Here is a 17,098-nt window from a genome sequence, read left to right on the forward strand (position 1 = left end):
TGGTATAATGATAAGCAAGAAAAATAATACTTTGTAATTCATATTTACTCTCTCTTGAGAATTTATGTTTATTCATTTTAATAAGGTGTATAAAATACTAAAATAATATTATTCAGTTTTAGCCATTACATTATTCATCACTTGATCCATTGTGAACTTTTTATCTTTCAAATGAATCAATTGATACTGTAAATTATCGTCAGACTCAAATTGATCTTTGTAAATCAGCTTTAAACAGATGAAATTTAAAATATCACGTGTACCAGATAGATTGTACGTTCTTGCTTCAGGGATACTCTTAACCACCAACTGATACAATGTATCATCATCAATTTTATCGACTAAAAATGAGTTATTGAGTTTGAGGTAATACATCAAATGATCGGGAAAGGTTGCCTCGACCATCATTTCTTCTTGTTCACTAGAAAAGTGTAGTGGTGTTTCTATGGATGGAAGTAATTCAACACGCTCATTCAAGCCAAATACGCCCTGCAAATTACCTGAACGATCCCAGTACCACCAACTTTGAATCGGTTTAAGCAAGGTTTCAATTTGTTGTGGATTGAATACAGGTCCTTGTACATATAATGTTTTATCGGCTTTGTGGCCAACCAGTGTTGCTAAGATAGCAGGATCCCAAAATGCCAACATCATTTCTAGACCACCATCGAATTCGACATCTAAGAATTGGCGTAAGTGTTTATATAAGTAATCAAATGTCAAGGGTGAAATAATAATCGTCATTTTGGTCGTGCCAGCGATATTTTTTTCTATCCACTCCCATTCGAGTGCAGTAAAGTCTTTTGGTAATTGCAGTAAATGTGGAGAGATTTCTCTAGCTTTTTCACCACCTGCTTCTTTCAATAGGCATTTTTGCCTTAAATGCTCTAAAACTTTTAAGAATGTTTTATCTTGGGCTGCATCGGCTAATGCATAAACGTTTAATCCAACTTGATCAAGCGGATACTTTTCAAATGTTTTAAAGAAAATTTGGAGACTTTGGTTGCCTATCATTTACATTCCATCTCCTTTGTTAATAAAAGCACCACGTTGTGCTGCCCGTCGAGCGAGACATTCCCAACAAATATTGTTAGGGAAAAGAGGAAGTATAGGACTTTCACTCGCACCTGCTGTAAAGAGATGTTGACTAGCTTTGGCAGTAAATTTATTTGGTGTAATGACGGTAACCCCATCACCATTGATTTTTAAGGCACTGTCTTTTGCTTTAAATACAATTTCGGTCGGGCTGTGAATTTCTACTTTGCCTTCAGATGAGGTTATTTTAACGTCTAGTCGTGCTGAAACATCTAATACATTGTCTTGTGATTGCAGATCAAATTTGCCTTTTGCTGCATAAATTTTTAGATCGTCTTCACCTGCAAAAACACTGACTTTTTTCTTGGCATTCAATATGATGTGTTCATCTGTACTAACATTGATCGATTGACCACCACCAACGGTAATACTATCCAAAGCATTCATATGAATGTCTTTCCCTGAAACCAGAGAAATACTTTCTGGTGATGCCAAGAGCATCAGAGCATCTTTCGTTGCTTTTAAGTCAGACCATTGTGATTCAATCGTTTTAATATATTGATCAATATTTTCGAGCATATCTGCAGCTTCAGCTTTTTGCTTAACTGCATATTCAGATAGTGCCTTCATACTTTCCAAACTTTCTGTGAAGTTTTGGACAGCTTCTTTTGTCTCTAAGTGTATATCGGTTGCTTTGTCTTGAACAAACGTTGAGATATAGAGTCCTTTACTTCGAATAGCACCTGCATAATCAGTTCTAAGTTCAAAGCCTTCTCCACGACCATCACTTTCAGCTTTGTCTTTTGGATGACTTAAATTCCCTAAGTTCAGTTGGGTTGCACCGTGACTGCTATGTAATTGGGCACTGATTTGCCCTGTTGTATCATCAAAACGCAGTTGGTTATAGCCTTCACCACCGACTTCTTTTGAACGGATTCCACTGAGTTTTTTGGTATCGGGGAGTTGTCCTTTAATATCAAATTTGGTTGGCGAACGCTGCGCTTCGTGAATTCGGCCAGTAACAAATGGACGATCAATATTGCCATCAAAGAAGTCGATAACAACCATTTCATCCTTACGTGGTAAAAAACGTGCACCATAACCCTCGCCTGCCCAAGGGGTGAGAACATCTACCCATGCCGAATCGGTATCAGTGTCATTTGATCCTGCACCACCATCGTGTGCATGGTCTTCTCTACGTGTGAATAAGAAACGGACCTTGATTCTCCCCCATTCATCAACATGGATTTCTTCACCATCACTCACAACTTTAGCGCGTTGTACATGTGCAGTCGGCCGATGAGTCAATGGATCATATTCAGGAACAACCTCAATCGTACGACGTACAACAGTTAGCTCATTTGCTTGGCGTTCTTGATCACTGTCTTTACTCGTTGCCCAATGACTTAAACTTAACAACTTTTCAACTTGATCTTTGATATCTTTTGGAAGGTTATTTTGATTATAAAAATGCTTCGTTAAGATTAAAAATTCTTTATCCTTTGGGCTATGGTTCTTCTCTAACTCTGGATGATCATTCAACTGAAACCAATAGCCAACTTGAGTATCACGTACACTACTATTTGCTATAAAATATTTTGCCTGCAAAGCCTGATATTGATTCAGCTGTTTATTGAGTTTATCTAATTGGCCATTTCCTGAAGCAGTAGCCTGATCTTCCCCTTTTAGATCCCCAATCCAAGCAGGTGAGATATTCCAAGCTTGCTCCAAAGTTAAACTTTCATTATCTTGCTGGGCACTGTGCTGATGTGAACTGATCACTGAACCACTTGCGTCTTCTTGCCTCAAACGATCAGCTTGCCAACGTTGTACGTGAATGGCTGTCGGTTGCAATTGACGCTGCGCAATAAAACTTGTAATGCTATCTGATTGTTCTGTGGCATCTGAACGATGATAGCGAATGCTTCTTCGCTCAATTGCTTCAAATTGAGCATTATTATCTATTAACTTAAGTATTTGTGGCTCAATACTGTAATCGTTACTTGAAACAAAAAGATGAGACTCACCAACCAACCAATTAATCGACTCTTCGCGTAACAGCCGAGTTAAATAAGCATAATCACTTTCATTCGATTGCATGGAGAAAGGACGTATATCGTAATTCCTGCTTAAACCACTGGTATCTAATCTTAGACTAGCAGCAAACAAAGGACTTTTACTTTGCCATTCTTTGAAAATAATTTCACAAATTTCCACCGCGCTTTTATTCATAAATACACGGCTATTACACCGTTTGCGCAGTAAACTAGTGGCATCCTGCATTGTAAGCCGATAGAGGCTCAAAGCACCATCACTTTGCCCTTGGCTTGCACCTGTAATAATGCCTGTAGTTCTAAATAGTTGGCCTGAATCTGTCACCTGATCGACGGCAACTTGGCATCCAATAAATTGTTTTAATTCAATATATGGATTTGTAGATAAGCAGATTAGTTCTAAGGATAACCCATCATTAATACCATGATAACCTTCGAGGCGTTGCAGCATGATTTGAGAATTAACTGCTGCATTTGAAAATTGAATACTAATTGCTCGTTTTTGCAGTCCAAAACCAAGCTTATCCAAAATACTGGAAATATTATTTATCATTATTATGACCTTAATTTTACAAAAATATGCTAACAAAACAATGTATTGTTCTCAAAACTATTCGGTATATTTTTTGTTATCAGGGATAAATAATTATTTTTCTTATGAAAATATCAGTTTAAATAGCATTCAAATGATTTAAAGGAATACAAATTCACTTAATTAAACTGACTAATGGCTATTTTACTTCGTTAAAAATTTGTTCCTGTTTACTTGTTTAATTAAACATCTACTTTCTTATGAAAAATAAACACTTGAGATCACTTAAAGCATTTTAAATAGTGTATCTGCCATACAATGTCTTTTTGATATTTTTATTTTCCATTGCTCCCTCTATGTTTGATCACCTGCCCAATAGCTGGCTCATCGGTATTGGCTTCGCCCTTTGCCTGATACTGGTATTTACTTTTTATAAAATACAAAATGCTCTCAGCCAATTTCTCCATCCCTTTAAAAAAGGTAAAACCTATTGGTGCCGAATTACGGCTATAAGTGATGGTGATACACTGACATGTTATCGATTTAACTTTCGACGCTCTGAAACCAAATTACGCTTTGCCTATATTGATGCGCCGGAGTCGACTCAAAGCTATGGGCCTGAATCAAAACGCTTAATCAAAAAAATGGTTTATCGGAAAGTGGTTCGTGTTCGCATTACAGACATTGACCGTTATGGTCGCTGTGTAGGTGAAATCTATCGTTTTCAGAGAAGTATGAATGAAGAGATGGTCAAACGTGGTGCAGCATGGGTCTATGAGGACTATATTAAGGATAAAAAGCATTTGAAACATATGAATGCTTTACAAAGTCATGCGAAAAAGCATAAGAAAGGTTTATGGCGCGGCACCCGCCCTATTCGCCTGAGTGACTACCGAAAAATGAAGAAGTAGCCGATCTGTAAAAACTCAGCCAAAAAAAAGCCGCTCCATATAAAGCGGCTTTTTTATTGATTATTTGAAGACTTTAAAGCGTACAGCATCATCCACAAAGCCTTTTTCTTTAGCTTCCCCCTCAACTGAGCCGAATACCAGTTGTGCTCGCAGTTTCCAACTTACAGGCACATCCCACTCAGCATGGACTTCTTCGTCTACAATTGGATTGTAATGCTGTAAAGATGCACCTAAACCTAAGGTATGTAATGCAGTCCAAGTTGCAAACTGCGCTATTGCAGTTGAATGCTCTGCCCATACTGGGAAATTTTCAGCATAAGATGGAAATTGCTCTTGTAAGTCCTGAATTACATCTAAATCTTCAAAAAATAAAACAGTTCCCACACCTGCTGCAAAACTGGTCATTTTTACCGTTGTTTTAGCCGCGCTTTCTTCATCCTTAGCATAAGACTTCAGTTTTTCAGCCACAAAAGTCCAGAACTTTTCATGTTGCGTATTAAACAAAATCACCGCCCGAGATGACTGTGAATTGAACGATGATGGGCTTTGTTTAATGGCAGTTTGAATCAAATCAGTTAAAAATTCAGGGCTGTGCTCGACCTTTTTACCAATGGCATAAATGGTACGACGCTTTGTGATTAAGTCGATGAACTGATTTGACATATTATAAAATCCTTACGGCTATAGTGTGAATGATGACGCAATGTATCAAGCAATATTAATTCCAACATTTGACCAAATAATAAAATTTAGTGCTTTAGATGCAGTTTAAATACTTTCTTGTGCTCGCAAATACATAGTTTTGCTATCGATATAAAAAATCCTCCATTTGGAGGATTTTTTGAATGACTTAAAATTTGGCTTCTAAGACTTGAGTTGGAATTTTATTTTTCCATAAGTCACGAAGAACGGGTAAATAGAACTTTTCACCCAGTTCAACCAATTCTGCATCGATCAATGCATGAATCTCATGCATAAATAAATAATCGAGTTCAACTGTTTTCAACTGCTGCTGTGCTTTTGCAAAGTCTTTGCGCTTTTGTTGTGCACGTTTCACTAGAGCATCGGCAAAATCTTTATCTTTAAACTGTTTGATCGCGTTTAAGCGTAATTCAATCACGCCCCAACCACTCAACAACAGTTTGAAAAGTTCAAAGTCAGCCGTGGTTGATTCCCATGTCATTTCTTCAAGATTTTCATTTTCAGGTAGAACAGGAAGTAATAACTCCATAACACTTGGAAAAATCTTTTTGAAATTTAAAACAAATTTAACAGGATGCTCACCCGGATAATCGTTAAATTGCACGTTTTTCTGAACATCTGTCAAATAAATATAAAGCATGGTAACTCATCAGCAGTTTATCTTTAGTCGACCATTGTACCGACTTCACCCAAAGATAAAAACTGCTGATGTTCATTTGCTCTTTAGTTGAGCATCTGGACCAAGGGCTATTTTACATTTGGGGAAATCATTTGCTCTGGACGTACCACTTCATCAAACTGCTCAGCAGTGACTAAGTTCAACTCTACGGCCACCTGTTTTAACGTTTTCCCTTCTTTATAGGCTGTTTTGGCAACTTTTGCTGCATTTTCATAGCCAATCACTGGATTTAAAGCCGTAACTAACATCAATGAGTCATGTAAGAAGTGGTCAATTTTTTCTCGGTTTGGCTCAATACCCACTGCACAGTGATCATTAAAACTATTACATGCGTCACCCAAAAGCTGAATCGACTGCAACAAATTAAACGCAATCACTGGCATGAATACATTCAGTTCAAAATTACCCGATGCACCCGCAACATTAATCGTGGTGTCATTGCCTAAGACTTGAGCCACTACCATAGTCATCGCTTCACTTTGAGTCGGGTTCACTTTCCCCGGCATAATACTTGAGCCTGGTTCATTTTCAGGAATACGTAACTCGCCAAAACCACAACGTGGACCACTTGACAACCAGCGAATGTCATTGGCAATTTTGTTCAAGCTTACCGCAAGCGTTTTTAATGCGCCTGAGGCAAACACTGCTGCATCACGCCCAGCCAATGCTTCAAATTTATTTGGTGCAGTCACAAAAGGTAGCCCTGTCAACTGTGCCAATTGCTCCGCTGATTTTTCTGCATAATCGGGATGAGCATTCAATCCTGTACCTACAGCTGTTCCACCTAAAGGCAGCTCATACAAGCCTGAAAGTGCTTGTTGTAAACGCTTTAAGCCGTGATCGAGCTGAGAAACATAACCGCTAAATTCTTGGCCTAAGGTTAAGGGTGTCGCATCTTGTAAATGAGTTCGACCAATCTTAACGATGTCAGCAAATGCTTGAGACTTTGCCTCTAAAGTATCTCGCAGCTGTGTCACCGCAGGAATCAATAATTCATTGATCTGAATACTTGCTGCGACATGAATCGCCGTTGGAAACGAGTCATTGGTCGACTGTGCACGATTCACGTGATCGTTCGGGTGGACAGGTTTTTGTGCACCTAAAGGATTGCCAAGTTTCTGATTGGCGATATTCGCAATCACTTCATTACAGTTCATGTTGCTTTGTGTGCCTGAACCAGTTTGCCATACCACCAAAGGAAATTGACTATCCCACTGCCCTGCAATCACTTCATCCGCAGCACCGACGATGTATTGCGCCAATTCTTGTGGAATTTGGTTAAGTTCAGCATTGGTCTGTGCTGCTGCTTTTTTCACTAAGCCCATGGCACGAATCATTGGACGTGGTAGACGTTCACTGCCAATTTTAAAGTTTTGCAAACTACGCTGAGTTTGAGCACCCCAAAGTGCTTCGCTCGGTACTTCAACTTCGCCCATCGTGTCATGTTCAATACGTGTTTGCATTTTAACCTCTTCCTTTTTAAGTGAATTGCAAAATAATTATTTTGCGCTTGTTTTCCTTATCTTAATGATTAAGTAAAAATATGTAAATGATAATTGTTATCATTAAATTAATTAACGGCTATCTAAACTTTGTCGGTAGAAACGCCATCCATCTTCAAGGATTTGTTCTAAACTGCGCTTCGCTTCCCAGTGTAAAACGTTTTTTGCTTTACTACACTCTGCTGCGACCTGATCTAATTCCACGATATGCGAATCCACAACATCGACTGTAGCAATATCACTTTGTGTCACATTTTCAACTTTTTCAACCAACTGCTGTATCGACACACTTTGACCTGCAATATTAAAAGCTTCACAAGCAAACTGTTGAGTACTTAACCATTGTAACGAAGCCGCAATCGCATCACAGGCATCGAGTATATGTAAAAAACTACGCTCTACGGTATGATCTGTAGTTTGTGCACTTTGTCTAAGTTCAATATAATCACGCTGTTTTGCAGCGACTTGCATCAACAGTGGGATAATATTTTTCGGTAAAGGTGGGAACAGTTCTCCGAGCATCGCATTTTCAAATGCACCAGCAACATTGCCCATTCTTAAAATTGCAATTTTCCATTCATTATCCGTTTTTGCTGTATCTCGAATAATTTCTTCGACCATTTGCTGCGACTTGATATACGGGTTTGGATAGCCGAAATTCAGCTCCAAATCTTCTTCTAAATGTAGGCTGGATTCACCATAGACCGCAAGACTGGAGAGATGAACCAAAGTTCGGACACCTGTGCGCTGCATGGCACGCAGTAAACTCATGATACAACTGACATTATCGTTATAGTACTCCAAAGGCTTCAGTACAGATTCTTCAAGTGATTTGAAACTTGCTGCATGCACCACTGCATCGATGGAATACTGCTCAAAAACTTTGTTTAAAGCAGGCGTATTTCGTATATCAATTTTGACAAAAGGCACGTACATGCCACTAATAAATTCCAATCGTTCAAGAGTTTGTAAGTTCGCATTGGATAAATTGTCTACAATAATGACCTCTTGCCCATGTGCCATAAAGCTCAAAGCAATATGAGAGCCTATAAAGCCTAAACCACCAGTCACTAAAATCATTGTATAGATACTCCTTATAATAATCAGCAAGTTGTGATTTATTGGTGTATTTTTGGTGTTACAAATGACTTATCCACAGATATTAAACGCAAAAAACCGACTTAAGAATTCTCTTGAGCCGGTCAATCTGCAAGAGCACTATACCACCATATTATAGGTTCGGAATATTGCATGTGTTACAGTTATACCTATGAACTGTATATTGTTTATGAAAAGAAAAAGCTTATTGAATAAATTGTGAAGTTTGAAATTTAAAGGGGTGTTTAATGGCCTACATCTCCAAAGACGACAAATGGCTTGTCTATCGAGATGCTACTGAAGAAAATGAATATAACGACTTTTCAGACATTCGGCAGGTGTATCAGCCTGAATGGTTTTGGGTTGATGACAAGGCAGATGCCAAAGTATTTCATGCTGAAAGTATTGCGATCTCATTATTTCATCAATCGCTATCATTTGATGACGTTTAAGACCTGAACGGCTGAGGTTTTGATATTTCGCCAGCTCCGAACAACAGAACTGCAAATCTTTTTTCGCTTGTACACGATCTGTCATAAATCCCAACCCTCCGGTATTTCCGGATAGTTCAAATAAGAAAAGAAAACCCCGCCAATAATGCATATTGAGCGGGGTTCTATGTGCCGTAATACGTTCGGCAAAAAGGAAATATAAATTACTCAATAAAAAACCCGCTTACCTCTCCCAAAGTAAGCGGGTTAAATTTGCGCTTTATTACTAATTCTTTAATTCATCTTTATTTTTCACAGAATATAATCCCATTGTTTCACTATGATGAATAAATCACTCAATTTCTTAAATATCACTTAATTTCTTTCGAGCAATCACGACACACCTTGATCTCATCACCATCAATCGTGTGATCTATCTCAATTGCACCATGAAGGCCAAATAAACACATTAACAATCGGAGCATTACTTTTCTCGATGCAAAAAAAAGCCCACCTCAGCAGTAGATTGATGTGGGCTTAAACTAAGGACCTTGGAAGGTCATTCAGAAACTACAGCTGTTTCTAGCAGCAATCATGCATACTTATTCGTGAATTTTTTGTGAAAAATGAATTAAGAATAAATCAATATTTTATGAATTAACTTTAATTGAAATCTGGGTGGCGGCATTAAAATTTAAACCACTACGATTAAAGTTAAGCCGCCATTGGGTGCCTTGATATTGCTTTCACGGAACAATTCTCAAGGCATAAAAAAACCCAATTAAATGATTAGGCTTGGATGCTCGTCTTTCCGAGTTGTCAACTAATCCACATTATCGGCTCGCTGTTCATAATGCTAAGTGAATTACTATAACTTCGCCCACTATAGCAGAAATATGCCATATACCTTGTACAGGGTCAACTTAAAAATCTTACAAAAATCAGAAGGAATTTATGGTGTGTAAAAGATAACATCCACATCTATCTCATTATATTAGCAATACAAAAGAGTTATCTTAATGCAAGCAACAATAACAATAGGCGACAAAACGACCCATGGGGGTATAGTGATTGAGGCAGATAATAACTTCATCGTTCAAGGTAAAGCTGCTCATCTAAATGGAATGAAACATTACTGCCCTAAATGCAACACTATCGTTACAGCTATAGCAAGTAATAGCTTAGTTGTTATTAATGGCAAGGCTATGATCGTAGCAGGAGATAAAACTACCTGCGGTGCCACCTTCATCTCAAGTCAAAATTTAGTCGTCAAAGCATCTGGTAGTGTTTCTGGATTAAATCGCTCAAACTCACTTACACCAACATCTCAAAATTCCAATAATTTAACTAATAGCTTTAGCGCAGAAAAAGAGCAATATATAAATTACTATATTCCTCAAAACTCTACAGATGTATTTATTAGTCATAAAGCCGTTATTCAACCATTTGATGAAGGTGTCCAAGTTCTATCAGGTGCTGTTAGTTATTTATTAAATTACGTTTTAAATGAAAAAAATTTATTTATCAGTGTCTCAATTAATGCTTATCCGCTATCTGAAAGTGGAAAGGTTCTACCTTATGGTCGTGTAAAAATTAGTCGTGAAGGAGAGCTGTTAAGTGTGGCTAAATTGACAATTGGTGAAGGAATTTGGAATACGGATAAAAAGAAAGCACCACTTGGGAGTTGTAACATCACTTTGCCGGAACCAAATTTACAACTTGTTGAGGTTGAATTAACATTGGGTTACACAGTAAAACCGGCAGATAGTGTGGGATATGTAACCCCTATTCCTCCATATAAAAAATATACTTTTAAACTAAATTCAGCAGCTAAGCGTGTAAACTAATGAAACAGATATTATTCCCACTTTTACTCTCGATCCTTCCCCTTACGGCTTGTAGCAGTGCAAGTGAAACAGAAATCCACACACAAAGCTCAACAACTGGAGCTGATGCTGAACTCTCTCTGGACAGTCAAAAAATCATAAATGAATATAATCAGATATTAATTCAATCTCAAAGCGAGCCAGACCCAAAAATTACTAATCAAAAGCTCAAGGAAATTCTTCCTCAGATCTCTCAAATTAATTCAGAGAAAGAACGAAATAATCTTTCACTTAACATCAATATGAGTCTTGGTAATTATGCTGAAGCCTATGCTATTACAAATAAAATCTTGGCAAGAAAAGAAACAACTAATATGAAAAATCTTCAATGTTTACTCATTGAAGTTTTAAACAAACCTAAGAAGGATATTGAAGACTGTTATTTATACAACGCCAATTTATATAAAAATAAATTAGATAATATGCCTAAAGATGCCCCCTATTACGATCAAACAGAATGGGCATACTATGCAAGTTTGCTTCATGCAGGTAAAAAAGACTATAAGTTAAAATTAAAACAACTTGTAGACTCAAAAAAATCGCCAGAAGACAAAGAAATTTATGAGATGCTGTATGAGGTAGAAACTACCCCGGATGGTAGGAAATCAATCTTAGATAATTATAAGCCCCAAATGTAATGCCAAAAAACCAGCCTAGGGCTGGTTTTTGATAGTATCAAAAGAGATAAATCCATAGCACACATGCAATGCCGCCAAGCCACACTTCACATCTATTCTAGCATTTATCTGTGTACGGTCGGTCCTGAGCATCTGGATTGTAGTAAGTGTTAATTAATATCCCAATTGTTTTATGCCCGGTGATCTTTGCTAAAACCTCAACTGGTAATTTCCGTACCTTAACCATTCTTGTGATTGCTTCATGTCGTGAATCATGGAAATTGATGTGAGGTAGATTCGCTCTTTTTTTAGCTCTCACCCACGTTGCACAACATATATCTTTGTCGATTGGTACCAGAACATTGCTATCCAAAGGTAATAATGAAAGCAGGCGCTTTGCTTCTTTCGATAACGGTACGTTTCGAGACTCGCCATTTTTAGTCATTGGCAGATGTACAAAACCATCTCTCAAGTCTGTTCTACGCATTGCCAGTATTTCACCTTGTCGCATTGCAGTTTCAAGCGCAAATAGAAATGCCCATGCTACATAGTGCTTTGACTTCTCAGGTGTAGACACACCATCCCAATCCAGCGCTTTGAGCAATACTCCTTGCTGTTCAGGCATGATTCGCTGATTTCGTGATTTTTCCTTACTTGGCATCGGCACAGTTTGCCAAACATTCGACTCAATTAAAAAAAGCTCTTTCAAGGCATAAGTGAAAACAGCCGAATAGATAGCATGCTCATTTCTTAAAGTTGATACTTTGACTTCTTTTTTCCGTTTATTTCGCCACTCAACAATGTCGCTGGGCTTAAAATCATAGATAGACTTATCGGCAACATTGGGTGCAATGCGATCAAGGTTTTTAATCTTGAGCATAATTGTTCTAGCAGATCGCATATGTCTGCCATGCTCTTGATAGTACTTATCGCATAATTGGCGAAATGGGTATGCTGGCTTTATTCCTTGTTCTAAATCAGCCTTACCAGTTTTAAGCTCCAGCAGTTTGATTGATGCCCAGTGCTCGCACTCTTTTGCTGTATCTCTGGTCACTGAGTATCGCTGCTTGTCAAAAGTAACAGTGATACGCCAAGTTGACCCACGTTGTATTGGTTTCGGAAGCTTCATTTTTCTTGGTGCAGATCGCCTTTTATTCTATCGAGAATGTAGCAAAAGGAAAGAAAATACAGGTAATTTCGTGCAGATAAAAAATGGATTTTTGTTTTTCTTCATTTAAACCAATTTCATAACATATTGTTTTATAAAATTTATTTTTAAAATATTTTTTATATTTGGTGCTAAATTCTTTAGATACCACCTAAAATCATTGTATACTACCTTTTTATTATGAAGTCCGAATGTACCAAGCAAGCTTTGGACATTCCTCTAGTGAAGTTTGATGAGTACTTTATTACTAATTACCTCCGCACCGAGTTCAATTCATGCATGGCATGCTCTAGGTTTAGCACAAGCACTGCATGCGAAAAATGAACCCTTTCGAGTGTTTTTCTACCAAGATGCTGTTCAGGTTGCCAATGCTCTGCAATGGGTACCTGACGACCAACGGAATCTATGTTCTGAGTGGCAAAAACTCGCTATTCGCCTACCCGTTTGTGTAAGTGCAGCCTTGGCTCGAGGAATTACCGATGCCGAAAATGCACAGCGTCATCAGCTAGCACAGCATAATCTTGCTACAGGTTTTGACTTGGTAGGCCTAGGGGAACTGGCCGATGCCGTTCAATCTGCAGAGCGCTTAATTCAATTCTAAGTGCTAAGTTTTCAAGAATTTGTTGCTTTTAAAAGGTATATTGTGTGAAATCTGTACTGGTTATTTTAACCCAAGCCAATTTGAACTCTTTGCAAGTGCATGAAAGCCTGTCTGCAACCATGGTTCTTGCAACTTTTGGCTGTGAAGTCAAAGTCTTATTACAAGATGCTGCACTCAGCTTATTAAACAATGCTCAGTCATTTGAACCCTTAAAACATGCTTTTAAACTGGCTTCAAACATGGTTGATAGCTTTGAGTTTTATGACTTAAGCCCAATTTGGATTGAAACCAAGAATCAAGCTTCTGCTTTTGTTCAACAAACCGAGCAAGAAATAGAATGTGTTGAACTCAATGCCAATTTAATACAGCAGTTTGACCATGTATTGTATTGGTAAGGAAACAATTATGAGCAAAACACTTTATCTCGTGCAGTCTCCATTTTCCGCGACGGAACAAGTGCTGAGTAAATTACAAAACCTCTATCAATCAGGGGATGATGTGGTTTTAATGGGTGATGCAGCCCTGTATATACAACATACTTTTATTCAGCAGCTAGCTTGTGTATTTGTGCTTGAACAGGATGCTGAAAATATTGCTGCTATCCATTCGAGTAACCTAGAAACCATCAGCTATGTTCGGTTTGCTGAGCTATGCTTAAGCCATAATCGTTGTATCAGTTTAAAATAATTTTGAGTGTTTAGATGAATTTAGAATTAGACCAAGATGGTCATTTGGTTGATTACACCATTTGGAATCAAGAGGTTGCAAAAGAGCTAGCAAAATCTTTAGAGCTTGAATTGACTGATTGGCACTTTGAAATCCTCATGGCAGTGCGTCAGTTTTACCAACAGTTTGGACACTCACCTGCAACACGTCCGCTGATTAAGTTTTTAATGAAAACAGTCAGTGCAGACATCAATAATGCCATACTGCAAGAAAAGTTTAATACTGGGCTTGTAGCGCGCCATCTGAGTCGTTTGGCAGGCGTGCCAAAACCTGCAAACTGTTTATAAACTTAAGCTTGTTTAACGTCTGATTGAGCAGCTAAAGCATCGACATAAACCTGTGTCGGTATCGCTTTGATGTCTTTGGCATGTATGGCATCACCACATTCGTTACAAACCAAATGTGGCTGAATGCTATGCCCACAGGTTTTATGGATAAATTGTACGGGACGACCTAAGCCCTCGTCCATCCATTGATCGGCCCATGTTGCCATGGACATCAGCACTGGGTATAAAGCCAAACCTTTTTCAGTCAAACAATATTCAAAGCGCTCTTGACGATCTGTATAGGGTCTTTTCTCCAAAATATCATGTTCAACCAAACGCTTTAAACGCTCAGAAAGCACATGACGAGTGACACCCAAATTTTGTTGAAAACTTTCAAAACGGCGTGCACCCAAGAATGCATTTCGTAAAATCAACATCGTCCACCGATCGCCAATTACCGACAGCGTTCGTGCAATTGAACACGGTTGTTCTCCGATCTCATCCCATTTCATTGTAAAAAACCAAGTCTCTCTTAGGTCTAACGTTAAAAGATTTAAGACCATAAGAAAAGCTCTTTTTATCAAGCCTTTCTTATGGTGTTTTAACATTTAAGACGGCTCAAAGAGATCTGAATATCATGAAGACTTAAGCACAGCTCATTTCAGCCTTTTGAGGTTGGTGAGGGATCATAAAGTCTTCCATTCCCAACTCACCCTTTTGATATTCATTGAGACGTTTTTGAATGACATAATAAAGCGCTTTTTTGTGCGCTTTTGATAGATTCATCTGTTGAAGTTGCTGCTTCAGATGCTCTAACAATACATCCATGGGCTGGTTCTCTTCTTCCATCAAATACAGATAGCCAAAGATCGCACCACTTAATAGCGCTTCAAAAGAAAATCCATGCGAAACATTGTATGCGACCGATGAAAATACACGTTCAAATGCACTCAACTTACGCAGTGGATCACGCCCAACCCGACTACAGGGGTCTTTATAGGCATACTGGCAAGATTGATCAAAACTTCGCGCTAAACGCGTTAAATCATTTTTTCGTTTTGGCAGGTAATGCGTCAGACCCTGTGTTACTTCTGTAAGCAGTTTTTCAACATAATACTGCACTCGCGGATCGCCCATCGCCACACCAATAGTCTGATGCCCGAGTAGGCTGGCATACCACGCAGTCATGGCATGTACGCCATTCCATAAGCGGTTTTTAATGAGCTGAATATCTGAAATTTGATCTACCAAGATCATTTGACGCATTTTACTGAGTAAGGGACTTTTGTTTTCCACATAGATTGGCATATCCATTTCAGCATTGAAAAGGATTAAATCCATATGCTGTAAAATATGACTCGGTTGGAAATTTTGTCTTAAATCTTCTACATATTCACTGGCACGGCGCTCTTGTTCTGCACTGAGTTTACTGACATCTTCAACTTCAATTTGATTACTCTCGTCATCAAGTTGATATTGCTTAAAAATGTTGTATTTAATGCACAATTGACGATATAGATTTTTATCGCTCAGCTTAGACACCATACGGTTGACTACCGTATCGCAGAAATAGTGCTGCTCTAAAATAAAATCAGCAACAGCATGGTCTGTTAATTCCACCAAGGCTTTACGTACCTGCTCTAGAACCAACTGCTTGGCGCCTATTTTATTTAAGATAATTAACAGCGTCAGTGGAGTTTTAACTTGCTCATCTTGTGCCAGATAGCGTGCATAGAGGCCCTGTGCAATGGTCGCTGCTTCACTGACTAAAGCATTTTCAGCTAGACAAATCGCAATTAAACTCGACTCGACATACATGGCATGCATCTGCTGTAAGTCTTCAGCATCGATAATATGCATATTTTCAATACGCTCATCATAAGACACTTGCCCATAGCGAATACAATACGCCCCAAAAGCGTTTACAGCTGAACGGTATAAACTGTTGCGTGTAGACGCATAGATTTTTTTAGGACGCGTATAGCCATCCCAATGCGACAAGATTTGTGCAATATAGCCTCCGCCAATGGCGCCAAATCCATGAACCCCGACGGTCAGTTGATTTAAAGTTTGAGGAAAGCTTTCTTGTAAATTGGGCATTTCCAGATGCGAGCTATAGATATCTAATTCCATTAGATAGTCATACATATTTTCGAAATAATAATTGGCATGTGCCAACATATTTGCATTGGGTTCTTTAATATCTTTGAACAGTACACAGATACCCCCAGCATCATATGCCGAGCGGATACCATTTTCAGAGTCTTCAAACATAAAACACTGCGCAGGTTCAAGGTTTAGTTTTTGCGCTGCACTTAAAAAAATTTCAGGATGTGGTTTTCCCTTTTCAACCTCATCACCACAGACCAAAACATCAAAAAACTTATAAACATTGGCATTGATTAAATACTCTTCAGCAATCGCTCTTCGACTAGAGGTCGCCACAGCCATACGTAATCCTGCTTTACGTAAGCGTTCTAGAACTTGTACCAAACCTTTTTTAATCGGCACACCATATTGGCGCACTGTTTCTAATTCTAATTCGTCTGCACGCTTACGAATCTCAGCATAGGGAACTTCCTGTCCATATTGCTTTTGCGCCAAGGCTTCCGCACTTCGGGCGCTTAAGCCTAAACATGCCATAAGGTAGGCATCTGAAAACTCGACCCCAATTAGCTCTCTGGACGCCTGTTTCAAGGTTTGAAACCGTAAACGCTCGGTATCAAACATTGTTCCATCCATGTCAAAAAGCGCACCGTGCACAATATCATTCTTAAATTTAAACATTTAGCCTCCGTTTTTATGTTTGCACTTAGACTATACAAAAATCGGGCACAGAGACTTTGATCTGATTTTATGAAACATTTTTGTTTAATTATTAATCAATAGA

General features: G+C 38.4%; 17 protein-coding genes. 8 read left to right on the forward strand and 9 right to left on the reverse strand.

Annotated elements, in window-relative coordinates:
* Positions 1–108: 108 nt before the first annotated feature.
* Together MN200_RS08745 and MN200_RS08750 are read right to left on the reverse strand one after the other, a co-directional pair.
* Positions 109–1,014, reverse strand: a complete 906-nt coding sequence (locus MN200_RS08745) for a DUF4123 domain-containing protein (protein ID WP_058869546.1) — start codon at positions 1,012–1,014, stop codon at positions 109–111.
* Positions 1,015–3,642, reverse strand: a complete 2,628-nt coding sequence (locus MN200_RS08750; RefSeq protein ID WP_058869545.1) for a type VI secretion system Vgr family protein — start codon at positions 3,640–3,642, stop codon at positions 1,015–1,017.
* A gap of 335 nt (positions 3,643–3,977) precedes the next feature.
* Between MN200_RS08750 and MN200_RS08755 the strand changes: the two genes are divergently transcribed.
* Positions 3,978–4,532, forward strand: a complete 555-nt coding sequence (locus MN200_RS08755) for a thermonuclease family protein (RefSeq protein WP_058869544.1) — start codon at positions 3,978–3,980, stop codon at positions 4,530–4,532.
* A 60-nt stretch (positions 4,533–4,592) separates the two neighbouring features.
* On the opposite strand, the gene MN200_RS08760 is transcribed toward MN200_RS08755, so the two are convergent.
* From MN200_RS08760 to MN200_RS08775, 4 genes are all read right to left on the reverse strand, one after another.
* A complete protein-coding gene (locus tag MN200_RS08760; protein WP_058869543.1) occupies positions 4,593–5,195 on the reverse strand; it encodes a nitroreductase family protein in 603 nt (200 codons plus the stop codon).
* 187 nt (positions 5,196–5,382) lie between these two features.
* Complete coding sequence (locus MN200_RS08765) at positions 5,383–5,874, reverse strand: hypothetical protein (RefSeq protein ID WP_058869542.1); 492 nt, start codon at positions 5,872–5,874, stop codon at positions 5,383–5,385.
* Between the two features lie 107 nt (positions 5,875–5,981).
* Positions 5,982–7,376: a class II fumarate hydratase gene (fumC, locus tag MN200_RS08770; protein WP_058869541.1), complete on the reverse strand. Its 1,395-nt coding sequence runs from the start codon at positions 7,374–7,376 to the stop codon at positions 5,982–5,984.
* A 111-nt stretch (positions 7,377–7,487) separates the two neighbouring features.
* Entirely contained in the window at positions 7,488–8,495 is a 1,008-nt protein-coding gene (locus MN200_RS08775; protein ID WP_058869540.1) for an NAD-dependent epimerase/dehydratase family protein, read from the reverse strand.
* 266 nt (positions 8,496–8,761) lie between these two features.
* Here MN200_RS08775 and MN200_RS08780 point away from each other — a divergent pair, with 266 nt between their 5' ends.
* From MN200_RS08780 to MN200_RS08790, 3 genes are all read left to right on the forward strand, one after another.
* On the forward strand, positions 8,762–8,965 hold the full coding sequence (locus tag MN200_RS08780) for a hypothetical protein (RefSeq protein WP_058869539.1): 204 nt from the start codon (positions 8,762–8,764) through the stop codon (positions 8,963–8,965).
* Positions 8,966–9,963: 998 nt separating this feature from the next.
* Positions 9,964–10,791 carry a PAAR domain-containing protein gene (locus MN200_RS08785; RefSeq protein ID WP_058869538.1) on the forward strand — a complete coding sequence of 276 codons (828 nt, stop codon included), beginning with the start codon at positions 9,964–9,966 and terminating at the stop codon, positions 10,789–10,791.
* Entirely contained in the window at positions 10,791–11,468 is a 678-nt protein-coding gene (locus MN200_RS08790; RefSeq protein ID WP_058869537.1) for a hypothetical protein, read from the forward strand. The genes MN200_RS08785 and MN200_RS08790 overlap by 1 nt, the downstream gene beginning before the upstream one ends.
* 97 nt (positions 11,469–11,565) lie before the next feature.
* Here the strand turns inward: MN200_RS08790 and MN200_RS08795 are convergent, their stop codons facing one another.
* Positions 11,566–12,576: a site-specific integrase gene (locus MN200_RS08795; RefSeq protein WP_058869536.1), complete on the reverse strand. Its 1,011-nt coding sequence runs from the start codon at positions 12,574–12,576 to the stop codon at positions 11,566–11,568.
* A gap of 271 nt (positions 12,577–12,847) precedes the next feature.
* Here MN200_RS08795 and tusD point away from each other — a divergent pair, with 271 nt between their 5' ends.
* The 4 genes from tusD to MN200_RS08815 are packed head-to-tail and all read left to right on the forward strand — an operon-like array spanning position 12,848 to position 14,229.
* The gene (gene tusD, locus MN200_RS08800; protein WP_058869535.1) at positions 12,848–13,216 is read left to right on the forward strand and encodes a sulfurtransferase complex subunit TusD; all 369 of its coding nucleotides are present in this window, start codon (positions 12,848–12,850) and stop codon (positions 13,214–13,216) included.
* 44 nt (positions 13,217–13,260) lie between these two features.
* Positions 13,261–13,611: a hypothetical protein gene (locus tag MN200_RS08805; RefSeq protein ID WP_010326623.1), complete on the forward strand. Its 351-nt coding sequence runs from the start codon at positions 13,261–13,263 to the stop codon at positions 13,609–13,611.
* 10 nt (positions 13,612–13,621) lie between these two features.
* Positions 13,622–13,903, forward strand: a complete 282-nt coding sequence (locus tag MN200_RS08810; protein ID WP_242759191.1) for a DsrH/TusB family sulfur relay protein — start codon at positions 13,622–13,624, stop codon at positions 13,901–13,903.
* A 14-nt stretch (positions 13,904–13,917) separates the two neighbouring features.
* A complete protein-coding gene (locus MN200_RS08815) occupies positions 13,918–14,229 on the forward strand; it encodes a TusE/DsrC/DsvC family sulfur relay protein (RefSeq protein WP_004979945.1) in 312 nt (103 codons plus the stop codon).
* A 2-nt stretch (positions 14,230–14,231) separates the two neighbouring features.
* Here the strand turns inward: MN200_RS08815 and MN200_RS08820 are convergent, their stop codons facing one another.
* Together MN200_RS08820 and MN200_RS08825 are read right to left on the reverse strand one after the other, a co-directional pair.
* The gene (locus MN200_RS08820; protein ID WP_058869534.1) at positions 14,232–14,720 is read right to left on the reverse strand and encodes a helix-turn-helix domain-containing protein; all 489 of its coding nucleotides are present in this window, start codon (positions 14,718–14,720) and stop codon (positions 14,232–14,234) included.
* 133 nt (positions 14,721–14,853) lie between these two features.
* On the reverse strand, positions 14,854–16,995 hold the full coding sequence (locus tag MN200_RS08825) for an HAD family hydrolase (RefSeq protein ID WP_242759192.1): 2,142 nt from the start codon (positions 16,993–16,995) through the stop codon (positions 14,854–14,856).
* Positions 16,996–17,098: the final 103 nt, after the last annotated feature.

This window comes from Acinetobacter sp. LUNF3 (assembly GCF_022699605.1).
Lineage (GTDB): Bacteria > Pseudomonadota > Gammaproteobacteria > Pseudomonadales > Moraxellaceae > Acinetobacter > Acinetobacter johnsonii.

Excerpts from the sequence above, each read along its gene's own strand:
- MN200_RS08790 (WP_058869537.1), top strand. The coding sequence starts at position 10,791 with ATGAAACAGATATTATTCCCACTTTTACTCTCGATCCTTCCCCTTACG.
- MN200_RS08825 (WP_242759192.1), bottom strand. The coding sequence starts at position 16,995 with ATGTTTAAATTTAAGAATGATATTGTGCACGGTGCGCTTTTTGACATG.
- MN200_RS08820 (WP_058869534.1), bottom strand. The coding sequence starts at position 14,720 with ATGAAATGGGATGAGATCGGAGAACAACCGTGTTCAATTGCACGAACG.
- MN200_RS08810 (WP_242759191.1), top strand. The coding sequence starts at position 13,622 with ATGAGCAAAACACTTTATCTCGTGCAGTCTCCATTTTCCGCGACGGAA.
- MN200_RS08760 (WP_058869543.1), bottom strand. The coding sequence starts at position 5,195 with ATGTCAAATCAGTTCATCGACTTAATCACAAAGCGTCGTACCATTTAT.
- MN200_RS08785 (WP_058869538.1), top strand. The coding sequence starts at position 9,964 with ATGCAAGCAACAATAACAATAGGCGACAAAACGACCCATGGGGGTATA.
- MN200_RS08750 (WP_058869545.1), bottom strand. The coding sequence starts at position 3,642 with ATGATAAATAATATTTCCAGTATTTTGGATAAGCTTGGTTTTGGACTG.
- MN200_RS08815 (WP_004979945.1), top strand. The coding sequence starts at position 13,918 with ATGAATTTAGAATTAGACCAAGATGGTCATTTGGTTGATTACACCATT.
- MN200_RS08795 (WP_058869536.1), bottom strand. The coding sequence starts at position 12,576 with ATGAAGCTTCCGAAACCAATACAACGTGGGTCAACTTGGCGTATCACT.
- MN200_RS08775 (WP_058869540.1), bottom strand. The coding sequence starts at position 8,495 with ATGATTTTAGTGACTGGTGGTTTAGGCTTTATAGGCTCTCATATTGCT.
- MN200_RS08745 (WP_058869546.1), bottom strand. The coding sequence starts at position 1,014 with ATGATAGGCAACCAAAGTCTCCAAATTTTCTTTAAAACATTTGAAAAG.
- MN200_RS08780 (WP_058869539.1), top strand. The coding sequence starts at position 8,762 with ATGGCCTACATCTCCAAAGACGACAAATGGCTTGTCTATCGAGATGCT.
- MN200_RS08765 (WP_058869542.1), bottom strand. The coding sequence starts at position 5,874 with ATGCTTTATATTTATTTGACAGATGTTCAGAAAAACGTGCAATTTAAC.
- tusD (WP_058869535.1), top strand. The coding sequence starts at position 12,848 with ATGAGTACTTTATTACTAATTACCTCCGCACCGAGTTCAATTCATGCA.
- fumC (WP_058869541.1), bottom strand. The coding sequence starts at position 7,376 with ATGCAAACACGTATTGAACATGACACGATGGGCGAAGTTGAAGTACCG.
- MN200_RS08755 (WP_058869544.1), top strand. The coding sequence starts at position 3,978 with ATGTTTGATCACCTGCCCAATAGCTGGCTCATCGGTATTGGCTTCGCC.